Consider the following 13,362-nt stretch of genomic DNA (forward strand, 5'->3'; position numbering starts at 1 on the left):
CGGACACGCCGCATCTCCAATCTCTCCGCTGGCATCCCGTTCCTTCGCTCATGACAGCCGAAGGACGAAACTTCACACCAGCAGGGGACCCACTTCAGAGCCCTCCAATTGGGAGCGGCATCATCTCGGAATCAGGGGGCGACTATTATTCGGAATGAGAGGCCGGAATGATTTCGGAATCAGGGGGCGGATTGCCTCGGAATTTGCACAGAAAGAGATGTCGTAGGAAGACATCGTCAGGCCACGTCATGTGTGGTAATGATCTTTCTTATACTTGCTCTGGCCACCTGGCGGGCGAATTTTGTGCGCCAAAGTTGCTGACAGTCTGTCGGGAAACGCCAACTTGTCGACCGAGTCCGGCGGTTGAACCCATCCTCTCGGTTCGGCGCTGATGGAGAGCACCTTGAAGGTCCTGTGGGAGGATGGCGAACGCGTGCTGTGCCGCGGACGGCGTCGGGGTGCCGGCGGCCAGTGGGACGCTGTGCTGACCGTATTTCCCGCCAGCGAGCACCCGACGCCCTCAAGTCTCGATCGCCTCGCCCACGAATATGAACTGAAGGAAGAACTGGAAGGTACATGGGCCGTGCGGCCCCTGGAGTTCGTGCGCGAACGCGGCCGGACCATGCTGGTCCTCGAGGATCCCGGCGGCGAGCTGCTCGCGCGGCTGCTCGACGGCCCGATGAAGGTCGGAGATTTCTTACGAATCGCCATCGCCATCGCCTCGACCCTATGCAAGGTCCACCAGCGCGGTCTCGTCCACAAGGACGTCAACCCGGCCAACATTCTAGTGAGTGGCGGGAGTGAAGAGGTGCGGCTGATCGGCTTTGGCATTGCCTCGCGCCTCTCTTGCGAACGGCAGACACCCGACCCGCCCGAGACCATCACCGGGACGCTCGCCTACATGGCACCGGAACAGACCGGCCGCATGAACCAATCGGTCGACTCTCGTAGCGATCTCTACGCGCTCGGGATCACCTTTTACCAAATGCTCACGGGCGTACTGCCGTTTGCGGCGGCCGATCCGATGGAGTGGGTGCACTGCCACCTCGCCAGGAAGCCTTTGCCACCCACAGAGCGACTAAAGGGCGTGCCCGGCGTCATCTCAGCGATCATCATGAAGCTGCTCGCGAAGACGGCCGAGCAGCGCTACCAGACTGCCGCCGGTCTGGGCCGCGACTTGCGGCGCTGCCTCACTGCGTGGGAGGTTCTGGGCCGCATCGATGCCTTCCCGCTCGGCGAAGACGACACGCCGGACCGGCTCCTGATCCCGGAGAAGCTGTATGGACGCGAGCGCGAAATCAAAGCCCTGCTCGCGGCCTTCGACCGCATCGTCCAGGGTGGCGGCCCGGAGCTGGTGCTGGTGTCCGGCTACTCCGGTATCGGCAAGTCCACCGTCGTCGGCGAGCTGCGGAAGGTGCTAGTGCCATCGCGCGGGCTGTTCGCCTCGGGCAAGTTCGACCAATACAACCGCGACATCCCATATGCCAGCTTGGCGCAGGCCTTGCAGGGGCTGATCCGCCCGCTGCTTGGCAAGAGTGAGGCCGAGCTGGCGCCCTGGCGCGAAGCCTTTGGCGAGGCGCTTGGCCGAAACGGCCAGCTCATGGTGACACTCATCCCTGAGCTCGAACTCCTCACTGGCCCGCAGCCGCCGCTACCGGAGCTGCCGCCGCAGGACGCGCAGCGCCGCTTCCAGATGGTGTTCCGCCGCCTGCTCGGCGTGTTCGCGCAGCCGGAGCATCCGCTGGCGCTGTTCCTCGATGACCTGCAGTGGCTTGATGCTGCGACGCTCGACCTGCTTGAGCACTTGGTGACCCAGCCGGAGCTGCGCCACTTGCTGCTTATCGGCGCTTACCGGGACAACGAGGTCACGCCAGCGCACCCGCTGATGCGGCGGCTGGCGACGATCCGCAGCTTGGGCGTGCCGGCGCAGGAGATTGTGCTGGCGCCGCTGCGGCTTGAGGCTCTCGACCGGCTCATTGCCGATGCGCTGCACTGCGCGCCAGCCTGTGCCGCGCCTCTGGCCCGGCTGGTGTTCGAAAAAACCATCGGCAATCCCTTCTTTGTCATCCAGTTCCTCACAGCACTCGCCGAGGAAGGACTAGTCGCTTTCGACCATGGGCAGGCATGCTGGTCCTGGGATCTCGAGCGCATTCACGCCAGGGGTTACACAGACAATGTAGTGGACCTTTTGCTGAGCAAGTTGCGCCGCCTCCCCGAAACGACCCAGGATGCCCTGCAGCAGTTGGCCTGTCTGGGCAACGTTGGCGACATCGCCACCCTCAGACTGGTCCAGCGGGAGAGCGAGGCTGCGCTGGACGCAGCACTATCGGAGGCGGAGCGAGCCGGGTTGGTATGCCGGAGGGATGGGGCCTTTTGCTTCCTGCACGACCGCGTCGAGGAGGCAGCTTATACGCTTATCCCTGAAGGCGAGCGGGCCGCTGCACACCTCACCATCGGCCAGCGGCTGGTCGCGCACACGCCGCCGGAGGAGGTCGAGGAGAGTGTCTTCGACATCGTCGGCCAACTCAACCGGGGCATCGCGCTGATCGCCTCGGGCGAGGAGCGGGAGTGGGTTGCCGAACTGAACTTGATCGCTGGCCGGCGCGCCAAAGCCTCGACTGCCTACGCTTCGGCGCTGACCTATCTCACTGCCGGCCGGTCCCTATTGCCGGAGGACTGCTGGGAGCGCCGGTACGAGCTCGCTTTCGCGCTGGAGCTGCACATGGCCGAGTGCGAGTTCCTCACCGGCGCGCTGGGGGAAGCGGAGGCGCGCCTCGCCGAACTGGCAAGCCGCGCCGTCAGCCTGCCCGACTTGGCCACCGTAACCCGGCTGCGGGTGGACCTCTTCATGACTCTCGGCCGAAGCGACCGCGCCATCATTGTCGGCCTCGACTACCTGCGCCGCGTCGGCGTCGCTTGGTCGGCGCATCCGACGAAGCACGACGTCCGGCAGGAATACGCGCGGATGTGGCGGCAGCTCGGCGACCGTCCGATCGACGCACTGCTCGACCTGCCCCGGATGACCGATCCGGTCGCGTGCGCGACAATGGACGTGCTTACCTCGCTCGTGTCCCCGGCCTTGTTCACCGACGAGAACCTGCGGTGCCTCGTCATCGGCCGCATGGGAAATCTCAGCCTTGAGCACGGTAACAGCGACGCTTCGTGTTACGCCTACACCGCGGTGGGCAACGTACTGGGACTGTTTTTCGGCGACTACAAGGCGGGGTTCCGCTTAGGCGAGCTGGGGCTTGATATGGTGGAGCAAAATGGCGCGGACCGCCTCAAGGCCCGCGTTTACCTGGCCTTCGGGAACCTCGCGAAGCCTCCGATGCGGCACTTCCCAAGGGGCCGTCCAATCGCACGGCACGCCTTCGACACGGCGCTCCAGGCCGGTGACCTGACCTACGCGGCCTTTAGCTGCAACAACGTGCTCACCCAACTTCTCGCCAGCGGCAATCCGCTCGCCGAAGTGCAGCGCGAGGCCGAAGCCGGGCTCGACTTTGCGCGGCAAGCGAAGTTCGGTCTCGTCGTCGATCTCATCACCGCGCAGGTCGGGCTTGTCCGGGCTCTCCGCGGCCAAACCGCTATCTTCGGCTCCTTCAACAATACCGGGTTCGATGAGACCCGGTTCGAACAACATCTGGAGGAGGATCCGCGCCTGTCGATCGCAGCCTGCTTGTACTGGATCCGCAAGCTGCAGGCCCGTGTCTTCGCCCACGACCACGCCGCAGCGGTCGCGGCGGCGGCGAAAGCAGAACGCCTTCTTTGGATCTCGCCAGCCATCTTCGAGCGGGCGGAATACCATCTCTACGCTGCGCTGGCACGGGCCGCGTTCTGCGACGCGGCCCCCGCTGCGGAGCGAGCCCGCCACCTCAAGGCCTTGGCAGCCCACCACCGCCGGCTCCAGGAGTGGGCCGAGAACTGCCCGGACAACTTCGCGAGCCGCGCCGCGCTGCTCGGCGCGGAGATCGCCCGCCTCAAAGGGCAGTGGCTCGAGGCCGAGCGTCTCTACGAGCAGGCCATCCGATCTGCCCGCGACAACGGCTTGATCCACAATGAGGCGCTCGCCTCCGAACTGGCAGCGCGCTTCTACGCGGCGCGCGGCTTCGAAACCAATACCCATGCCCATCTGCGAAACGCGCGGCACTGCTACCTGCGTTGGGGAGCTGATGGCAAGGTGCAGCAACTCGATGCATTGTATCCCTACCTGCGAGAGGATGAGCCAGCACCCGGGCCGAAGAGGACGATCGGAGTGCCGATCGAACAACTTGACCTCGCCACGGTGATTAAAGTGTCGCAAGCCATCTCGGGCGAGATAGTCGTTGAAAAGCTGATGGACACGGTCTTGCGCACCGCCATTGAGCAGGCGGGGGCCGAGCGCGGCCTATTGATTGTATCGCGTGGCGGTGAGTCACGGATCACGGCGGAAGCCACGACCGGCGGCGACACGGTCGTGGTACAGCTGCGCGACAAGTTCGTGACCGCGATGATGCTGCCGGAATCGGTCCTTCATTATGTCTTGCGCACAAACGAGAGCGTGGTTCTTGGCGACGCAACAGCTCAAAACCCATTTTCCGCCGACCCCTACATTTGTCAGCACCATGCTCGTTCCATTCTCTGCCTGCCGTTGCTTAATCAGGGTGAGCTGACCGGAGTGCTTTATCTTGAGAATAACCTCGCCCCTCGGGTCTTCGCGCCAGCGCGAATCGCAGTGCTTAAGCTGCTCGCCTCTCAGGCAGCGATCTCATTGCAGAATACCCGGTTGTACCGCGATCTCGCAGAACGCGAAGCCAAGATCCGCCGCCTCGTCAAGGCCAATATCATCGGGATCGTCATCTGGGATATGGAAGCTCGCATTCTGGAGGCAAACGATGCGTTTCTCCGCATGGTCGGATACGACCAAGAGGATCTTGCCTCTGGTCAGCTATGCTTGACGGACCTGACCCCGGGCGAATGGCGCGACCGCGACGCACGGACCGCTGAAGAGCTGAAGGCGACCGGGGCAGTTCACCCGTTCGAGAAGGAGTACTTTCGCAAAGATGGCAGCCGTTTGCCCGTGCTGGTCGGCAGTGCGCTGTTCGAAGACAGCAGGAAAGAAGGTGTCTCTTTTGTCCTCGATTTGACCGAGCGCCGGTGGGCGGCAGAGGCGTTACGCGAAAGCGAGGGGGCCTTGCGAGAGGCACAGGGGCAACTGTCCCACGCAAACCGGGTCGCCACCATGGGGCAGCTCACAGCCTCCATCGCCCATGAAGTCAACCAGCCGATCGCAGCGTCGGTCACCAACGCCCAGGCGGCTTTGCGCTGGCTGGGTACCAATCCGCCAAATTTGGAGGAAGTGCGTGAGGCGCTCGACCGGATCGTCGATAACGCCAAACGAGCGGGCGACGTCATTGGCCGGATCCGGGGTTTGGTTAAAAAGGAACCGCCTCGCAAGGAGCAGTTCGACCTCAATGAAGCCATTCGCCACGTGATTGCCTTGACCCGCAGCGAAGTGCTCCGGCAAGGCGTCTCGCTGCAGACCGAATTTGCGACGAGCCTTCCGTCCGTGGAAGGAGATCGCGTCCAGCTGCAACAGGTGATCCTCAATCTGATCATGAACGCCATCGAGGCGATGAGCGGCATTAGTGAGGGGGAGCGCGAGTTGCTGATCAGCACCGAGACAGAGGCCTCAGGAGGCGTGGATGTCAGGGTACAGGACTCGGGCCCGGGACTGGACCCGCAGAGTATAGACCGCCTCTTCGAGGCCTTCTACACAACCAAACCCAGCGGCATGGGCATGGGCCTGGGGATCTGCCGTTCGATCGTCGAGGCTCACGGCGGTCGGCTGTGGGTCTCCGCGAATGAACCTCGCGGGGCGGTGTTTCAGTTCACTCTGCCTCCCGAACGGGACGAAACCGCTGGCGCAGAGCATACCGACCAAATGGCAGTGTTGGGAAACTGATGGGACGAACGGCTGGCTGAAACTCGCGCAGCCAGTGCAAGTCTTGCGAAAGAGTGAAGGCCGTCGGCCCCTCTCCACCGCGAGACGACCGAGGCGTGGCCGGGTTGAATTCCCCTCCATGACGCGGTCATCGGGGCCAAAGGGGGCTGGATCAAGATAGCCAAGAGGAGGAGACCATGGATATCCGCAAAGTCGCCGTGCTCGGTGCTCTCGCGCTTGCTACCGTCTCGTGTTTCTATGTTCCGGCCAAGGCCGAGGACGTGACGATCTCCGTCTGGTCGCACGATAACGATCGGCCGGCGTCGAACCTGATCTCCGACTACAACAAGCTTAATACGGGCATCAAGATCGAGTACCGGGAGGTCCCGTTTGACGATCTGGTGAGCGAGGCCTTACGCGCCTATGCCACGGGCCAGGCTCCGGATATTTTCGCGGTCGATAATCCTGAACATGTCCTGTTCGCGTCGCGCGGCGCCTTTTTGGATCTGACCGACATGATCGCGAAATCGACGGTAATCAAGCCGGAAAACTACTTCCCAGGCCCGCTCGCCTCCACGATGTGGGAAGGCAGGCATTACGGCGTTCCAAAGGCGACGAACACGATCGCGCTATATTACAATAAGGACATGTTCAAGGCGAAGGGCCTTGATCCTGACAAGCCGCCGCAAACCTGGGCTGAATTGGTGGACGCGGCACGAAAGCTGACCGACCTGACAGCCAACGTGTACGGCATAACTTTTTCGGCCAAGGCGAGCGAGGAGGGCACCTTCCAATTCCTGCCGTGGGCACAGATGGCCGGTGCCAGTTACGAAATCATCAACACCGATGGCGCGGTCAGGGCGCTCGATACCTGGAAAACGATCCTCGAGGAGAGGCTTGCTTCTCCGGATACGCTGACGCGCAGCCAGTGGGATTCGACCGGGACGTTCAATTCCGGAAACGCGGCCATGGCGATTTCCGGTCCCTGGGAGCTCGACCGAATGGTTGCCGAAGCGAAGTTCGATTGGGGCGTGACGTTGCTGCCGGTACCGGAAGACGGTGCCGAACGCTCCTCCTCCATGGGGGACTTCAATTGGGCGATCTTCGCCAGCACGAAGCACCCTGAAGAGGCCTTCGGGGTGCTTGAGTATTTGATCTCCCAGGATGACCGCATGTTCAGAGACTTCGGCCTGCTCCCGGCCCGCACCGATATCGCAATTCGCGAGACCGGCCAGCCGCGCAAGGATGCCGCGCTCAAGGTTTTTCTCGAACAGCTCAAGTACGCCAAGCCTCGTGGCCCGCACCCTGAATGGCCGAAGATCTCCAAGGCAATCCAAGATGCGATCCAGGCGGCGCTAACCGGACAGATGTCTTCCAGGGAAGCGCTCGACCAAGCGGCCAAAAAGATAAAGGCCGTGCTCGGCTGAAAGGAGGGGTGCCTATCGGATGTGGAGGCGCTCATGAAGAAAATCCTGTCCAGCATCATCGATGGTAAGGGCTTCGACATTGCGCTCGTTGCACTGCCGCTCACTTTCCTGCTCACCCTTTCCGGCATACCGCTCGTCTACAACGTTCTGATGAGTTTCCATCAGTGGAGCTGTTCAGCCTTGGAACCTTCGGACGACCCTTTGTCGGCTTCACACGGAGCTCTTCGCGCAGCTGGAAACCAGCCCAATTCTTCTTAACACGGCACTCTTCGTCAGCGCCTTGATTGCCGGCCAATTCGTCATAGGCTTCGGGCTGGCACTTTTCTTTTGGATGAATTTTCCGGGCGCGTCCTGGCTTCGCGGTCTCTTTCTCGTCTCCTGGGTGATGCCCGGCCTAGTGGTTGGTGCGATCTGGAGCTGGATTCTCTCGGGCGATTTTGGAGTCCTCAACTTCTTCTTGAGGGAAATCGGTGTGACCGACGGCAATATCTTCTGGCGCTCCGATCCGCACTGTTCGCTCTGGGCGGTGATTATCGCCAATATCTGGCTTGGTACCTCGTTCAACATGATCCTGCTTTCGGTCGGGCTTTCGGGCATACCGAAGGATCTCTATGAGGCGGCGGAGCTCGATGGAGCCAACGCGCTGCAACGCTTCTGGACGATTACCTTGCCGATGATGCGCACGACGATCGGCGCTGTCATCGCGCTCGGCCTGATCTTCACGCTGCAGCAGTTCGATCTTTTCGCCGCGATCACCTCCGGTGGACCGAACAATTCGTCCAACGTCACGCAATACTGGGCTGGGAGTTGTCGTTCCGACAGTACGATTTCGCCAAGGGAGCGACGCTCTCCGTGATCATGATCGTCTTCGTGATGTTCGCCTCAATCGTCTACGTCCGCTCCACACGTCACGAGGTGCGGGGGTGACCGATACCTTCCGCGAAAAGTTGATGCTGGCCGTGGCGCTGGTGCTCGCCGCCATCTATCTATTCCCGCTCTACTGGATGTACATCACGGCGCTAAAGTCCGGCTCGGCTATGTTTGCCAACCCTCCGGATTTTTGGCCGACCGACCCACAGTGGCAGATCTACGGCCAAGTCTGGCACAGCCGCAACATGAGGCGTTACATCTGGAACTCGCTGGTCATTGCAGTCCTGCCGTCATCACTGATGATCACACCAATCTTTGTTGGCTTTTCACAGATCGGGCTGCTCGACTACCCACGCCTGGCGGTCATCCTCGCGATCGTCGCCAAGAGTATGCCCTTCTTCATAGTGCTGGTGCGCGCAACATTCATGAGCGTTCCGCAGGAGTTGGAGGAAGCGGCCCTCGTCGATGGCAGTTCCCGCGTCGGCGCCTTTTTTCGAATCGTCCTGCCGCTCGCTCGCAACGGCATCCTCGTCGGCGCCATCCTGATCTTCATGCAGGCTTTCGGCGAGTTCGTCTATTCGAAGTCGATGATCCAGAGAATTGAGCTGCAACCGGCCAGCGTCGGGCTCAATAGCTTCATGGGGCCGAACACCAACGAATGGAACAGCATTATGGCCTATGCGGCCATCTATGTGACTCCCATGCTCGCTGCCTCCGTTCTCTTGCAGCGCGGCATCGTCTCCGGCCTCACCGCGGGGGCCCTGAAATGATCCACCCCACCTCAGTCCACCGTGGCGAGCTTGACTTGCACTCCGGCAGATCCAAGCCGGACCGACATAGGCGCTGGTGCGTAGGGTGTTGAACACAAACCCAAGGATGCGATTGCGTCTATGCGTGGGCAGAACTGGTTGCCAGTTAACCCTCCCAAGCGCCACACCAGCGCAGAGCTCAACCCTCAAGGAGGTCTCCGGCCCTATGCCCGCGACACGGACATACGTCGATTAGCCGTAGTCGAGAAGTGTCCAAATCGGCCAACCAGCGAAGGAAAACGCCTCTCCGCCGTCGGTGATCCGGATGCCATGGGCATTCCCATCCAGCGCGGCACCGATGCGCGTTTCACATGCGCTCCGCCTCGCCCGTGACGCGCCAGATCACATCGCCGACATCGTCCGCCACCAACAAGGAGCCGTCGGGGCCGATGGTAACTCCAACCGGCCGCCCATAGGACGACCGCTCGTCAGGCGAAAGGAAACCGGTCAGAATGTCGCGCGGCGGCCCGGCTGGACGTCCATTCACGAACGGCACGAAGACAACCTTGTAGCCGCGCAATGTGCTGCGGTTCCAGGAACCATGCTGCCCGATGACCATGCCGTCCGGGAAGCCGGGCAGAGTGCCTGCGGGAAGCCAGCAAAGGCCAAGTGATGCAGTGTGTCCGCCCAAGGCATAGTCCGGTGTTATGGCGGTTGCGACCATCGCCGGGTCCTGCGGCACCCGGTCGTCCAGGATCTGCCCCCAGTAGCAATAGGGCCATCCATAGAAGCCGCCGTCGCGCACTGATGTCAGATAGTCGGGCGGCGTCTCGTCGCCCAGGCCATCGCGCTCATTAACCACCGTCCAGAGCGCACCCGTCGTTGGTTCCCACGCCATACCCACCGGGTTGCGCAGACCGGAGGCAAAAATGCGGTGCTGACCACTCTCGAGGTCAAGCGCGTGGATAGCGGCCCGTCCTTCTTCTGCCGCCATGCCGCGCTCGCCGATGTTGCTGAGCGAACCGACGCCGATGAAAAGCTTTCGTCCATCGCGACTCGCAAGCAGGCTTCGCGTCCAATGCCCCCCGGCCTTGAAGGACGTAACCTTTTGGCCTGTCCCGCTGATACGTGTGTCGCCCGTTTCATACGGGAACGCAACCACCCCGTCTGTGTTGCCGACATACAACGTATCGCCCAGAAGCGCCATGCCGAACGGCTGATTGAGTCCGTCGAGAAATTCGGTGCGGATTTCGGCCACGCCGTCGCCATCCGCATCCCGCAACAGCGTGATGCGGTTCGGACTTGCGCCCACTGCGGCGGCGCGCTTCATTGTGCTCAACATGGCGTAGTCGAAGGCGGATTTAATGCCCCCCGGCTCGCTCAGTGCCTCAGCGACCAGTACGTCGCCATTCGGCAACACGTAAATCCAACGGGGATGTTTGAGCCCGGCCGCGAATGCGTTCACGTTGAGCCCGGCCGCCGCAGTCGGCATTTGCTCCGCGGGCCATCCCTTGGCTGTCGGCATCTTCAGGGTCGGAATGCCCTGCGGCTTGGCTCTCGGGATTGTCGGGGCGCTGCCATAGGCCGGTTCCAGAGAATCGCCGTCCTGGCGCCGCAAAAGGATGGCCACAGCGCCGATCAGTGCGACCAATCGACCGAGAATATCTGACAGGCCCATGTGCCCTCCTAACCTTGATGCGCAACCTACCCGAAGCTCCTGCGGGTTGGTATCCTCAAACCGCATTGTTTGTGGGCCACTGACGCAAAAGCCGGCCTCGACCCAGTGCATAAATTGCAAGCCATCATCGAGTTCGACATGACCGGCAAAATTCTGGCGGGCAACGCCAAACTTCTGCCGCGACCTTGGACACTATGCATGGGGGATTCTTGGCAAACATCGCCGAATGTTTTCTCGATCCGGCGGAAGGCTCGTCCTCCGATTTTCGGGAGTTCTGGTGAGATCTGGATAGAAGTCTCCGATGTGCGAACGATGCGGTTGGAATGGAGTCTAGATGCGTGTTGAGCTGGATCGTCCCTGACGCTTCTGACTTCTCGATCCATTCGATGGTGTGCGGCCGAACGCCGATGCGCGCGGTTTGGGAGTTCGAGAAGGGCGGGCGCGAACTCATGTCCGCGTCGACAGCCCGCTCATCATCAACGACGAACGTCTGACGATCAGAGCCGCGATGGCTGGCTCGGCCTAGTGATGGAGGACTTGGTCCAAGGCGCCGTCGCGAATGGCTATGTCGATGGTGGGCGGGTCAGCGGCTTCATCGCCATCCCAGCCCCGTCCCCGCATCCCGCAACGCGCTGGAGAAGGCCGACTGGGCGGTCGACGACGTGGAACTGGTGGAGGCGAACGGAGGCGTTCGCGCCCAGGCCTGCGCCGTCAACAAGGACCTCGGTTGGGATCCCCTATCGTCAACGTCAATGGCGGCGCGATCGCGATCGGCCATCCGATCGGCGCTTCTGGCGCCCGCGTCCTCAACACGTGCTCTTCGTGATGAAGCGGCGGGGCGTTTTCCGGGCCTCGCGTCGGCGGCGGCATGGGCGTCGCCATGTGCGTCGAGCGCCTTTAGCAGTTCCGCGTTGCTCCCACAGAGGCGAGCGCACAGCGGAGCAGCGATGCACATTGCTCGCTGCTGCGCAAGCGAGCATATCATCGGCATTGCAGTTCGACGGGCCAGACGCTTTGTTCGTCGGCAGCGTTTCGGCGGCTCGCCTATCAACTCTCGCCAATGTCCGCCGTCGGACATCCAATCGAGCCATAAGATCAAGCTTGACGCGACGGTCGCTTTAGACTCAATCGCGGCTTCCGTCACGTTCCCCGCCTGCGGCCCCTGTGGGCCGGGCGCGGAAGGCTGGCTTTGACCGAGCTAGACGCCCCGCGAAAAGGTGAGGACGGTGAGCCCATGCGGGCCGACATCTTCTTCCACGCGACGCCAGCCGAATGCCTCATAGAATGAGCGCTTTTCCGGCAAGGCGCATAGATAGGCGACGTCATGGCCCAGGTCGAACGTCGCTTCGGCTGCGCGGCGGACAAGGGCCCTGCCAATACCCCGGCGCCGGTGGTCGGCATCGACCCATACGGCCGCCACCCATGGAGCGTATTGCGGACGCTCCTCCAGGTCGCAGAAGATGATCAGGGCCGATCCGAGATATGTCGCCCCGTCGTGGGCAACAAGCCCGAAAGGCAGTGCTCCTTCGTCCAGCAATTCCTGCATGTGGTCGGCTACATGTTCGAGCGGATGGCCGGCGCCTTGCCACCAAGCCCGCCAGATACGATCTGCAACCGTAGGGCAGAAGCCCGGCTGATCACGCAAGTCCGAGATTGCGTACGGCTGCGACTGTGATTGGGGCATGCGTCCTCGTGAGCTTCGGTTGCTGGAATGGGCCGAGCGCGGATAAAATTTTGAGTTGCAGCTTACTTCATGGCTGATGTACTTCAACGGGTAGTGATCGTAAGGCGCTGCAATTTCTCGTGCCCTCCACAGTGCGTTGCTCCTCGGCTGCCGAGATCGAAACGCGGCCAGCGCCCGACCCTTCGGAACCAATCCCATCGGCGATGGTTCGACACCTCTCTGTGCAGCGGAAGGAGGCATGGAAATGGCCCAGCAAGTACCGCTCGATCCACATGGTCGCGCCGAGAACCCGCCGAGCAACACGGCAAATGACGACGGCACTCTGCAGCTGTGCTCCGACGTCGCTTACCGGCGCCTTGGCATTGTCAATGTCGTGTTCTTCGGAAGCCCGGGTGCCGGCGACCGCAAGTGGGTTCTGATCGACGCCGGAGTGATGGGGACGAACCGGCCTCATTACCCGGGCCGCCGAGGAACGTTTCGGTGCAAAATCACGGCCGGCCGCAATTGTGATGACGCATGGACACTTCGACCACGTCGGCGCTCTCGAAGAGATTTCCGACCTGGAGGGGGCGTGGCATTCCGACTGGCATCCGCTCGACGGTGTGCTGGAAAACCTCGGATGGTTCGGTAAGCGTTTCAGGCCGGATATGCGCGAATGCACTGTTGTTTCGCATGGGACGGCGGCGGCTCATCGCCATCGATCCGGCGAGAATACCAGTTCGCTTGGCGCTTCGTTTCCAAAACATCGGCAGCACGGGCGCCGCGAGACACCTGTTTTCGTGCCTCATGCGCGGACTTCGGGCGAAGGGCCCTGTGGCTTCGCTGACGACCATGCCGTTATACGGCGTGGTGAGTGCCGCCATGATCTATGACGACCAGCCCATCGTCGACTACTTTCGCCGGATCGATGAGCAAAGGATCATGGGGGCGATGACGGTCAGCGGTGACGACCGGATCTACTTCTTCGAACTCGAGCGGGTGGATGAGCCTTTACAGCGCCACGCATCCAATTAGACGCGCAAAGGTCACGGTAG

Annotated in this window: 5 protein-coding genes and 5 pseudogenes; 7 read left to right on the forward strand and 3 right to left on the reverse strand. The window is 61.9% G+C overall.

The genetic code is table 11. The features are described from left to right. The first annotated feature begins 403 nt into the window (after positions 1-403). The 4 genes and pseudogenes from SS05631_RS01135 to SS05631_RS01150 all read left to right on the forward strand — a co-directional run bounded on the left by SS05631_RS01135 (position 404) and on the right by SS05631_RS01150 (position 8,987). Entirely contained in the window at positions 404-5,941 is a 5,538-nt protein-coding gene (locus SS05631_RS01135; RefSeq protein ID WP_037424083.1) for a trifunctional serine/threonine-protein kinase/ATP-binding protein/sensor histidine kinase, read from the forward strand. Positions 5,942-6,117: 176 nt separating this feature from the next. Then, on the forward strand, positions 6,118-7,347 hold the full coding sequence (locus SS05631_RS01140; protein WP_037423755.1) for a sugar ABC transporter substrate-binding protein: 1,230 nt from the start codon (positions 6,118-6,120) through the stop codon (positions 7,345-7,347). Positions 7,348-7,380: 33 nt separating this feature from the next. Next, a pseudogene (locus tag SS05631_RS01145) lies at positions 7,381-8,274 on the forward strand (sugar ABC transporter permease). After that, positions 8,271-8,987, forward strand: a complete 717-nt coding sequence (locus tag SS05631_RS01150) for a carbohydrate ABC transporter permease (RefSeq protein ID WP_037423758.1) — start codon at positions 8,271-8,273, stop codon at positions 8,985-8,987. The pseudogene SS05631_RS01145 and the gene SS05631_RS01150 overlap by 4 nt, the downstream one beginning before the upstream one ends. A gap of 346 nt (positions 8,988-9,333) precedes the next feature. Here SS05631_RS01150 and SS05631_RS01155 read toward each other — a convergent pair whose 3' ends face one another. Then, a complete protein-coding gene (locus tag SS05631_RS01155; RefSeq protein ID WP_037423761.1) occupies positions 9,334-10,644 on the reverse strand; it encodes a sorbosone dehydrogenase family protein in 1,311 nt (436 codons plus the stop codon). Positions 10,645-10,981: 337 nt separating this feature from the next. Further along, positions 10,982-11,059 (reverse strand): annotated as a pseudogene (locus SS05631_RS32595) (transcriptional regulator); the annotation flags it as partial. Between the two features lie 193 nt (positions 11,060-11,252). Here SS05631_RS32595 and SS05631_RS01160 point away from each other — a divergent pair. After that, positions 11,253-11,545 (forward strand): annotated as a pseudogene (locus SS05631_RS01160) (acetyl-CoA C-acetyltransferase); the annotation flags it as partial. A 297-nt stretch (positions 11,546-11,842) separates the two neighbouring features. Here SS05631_RS01160 and SS05631_RS01165 read toward each other — a convergent pair. Further along, positions 11,843-12,328: a GNAT family N-acetyltransferase gene (locus SS05631_RS01165; protein ID WP_037423764.1), complete on the reverse strand. Its 486-nt coding sequence runs from the start codon at positions 12,326-12,328 to the stop codon at positions 11,843-11,845. 244 nt (positions 12,329-12,572) lie between these two features. Here SS05631_RS01165 and SS05631_RS31280 point away from each other — a divergent pair. Next, positions 12,573-12,888: pseudogene (locus SS05631_RS31280) on the forward strand (MBL fold metallo-hydrolase); the annotation flags it as partial. Further along, positions 12,845-13,342, forward strand: a pseudogene (locus tag SS05631_RS01170) (DUF4334 domain-containing protein). The pseudogenes SS05631_RS31280 and SS05631_RS01170, both read left to right, overlap by 44 nt. Positions 13,343-13,362 lie beyond the last annotated feature (20 nt).

This window comes from Sinorhizobium sp. CCBAU 05631 (assembly GCF_002288505.1).
In the GTDB taxonomy this organism is placed as follows: Bacteria; Pseudomonadota; Alphaproteobacteria; order Rhizobiales; family Rhizobiaceae; genus Sinorhizobium; species Sinorhizobium fredii_C.

What these genes read in the sequence shown, in the direction of transcription:
- SS05631_RS01140 (WP_037423755.1), top strand. Translation starts at nt 6,118, where the DNA reads ATGGATATCCGCAAAGTCGCCGTGCTCGGTGCTCTCGCGCTTGCTACC.
- SS05631_RS01155 (WP_037423761.1), bottom strand. Translation starts at nt 10,644, where the DNA reads ATGGGCCTGTCAGATATTCTCGGTCGATTGGTCGCACTGATCGGCGCT.
- SS05631_RS01165 (WP_037423764.1), bottom strand. Translation starts at nt 12,328, where the DNA reads ATGCCCCAATCACAGTCGCAGCCGTACGCAATCTCGGACTTGCGTGAT.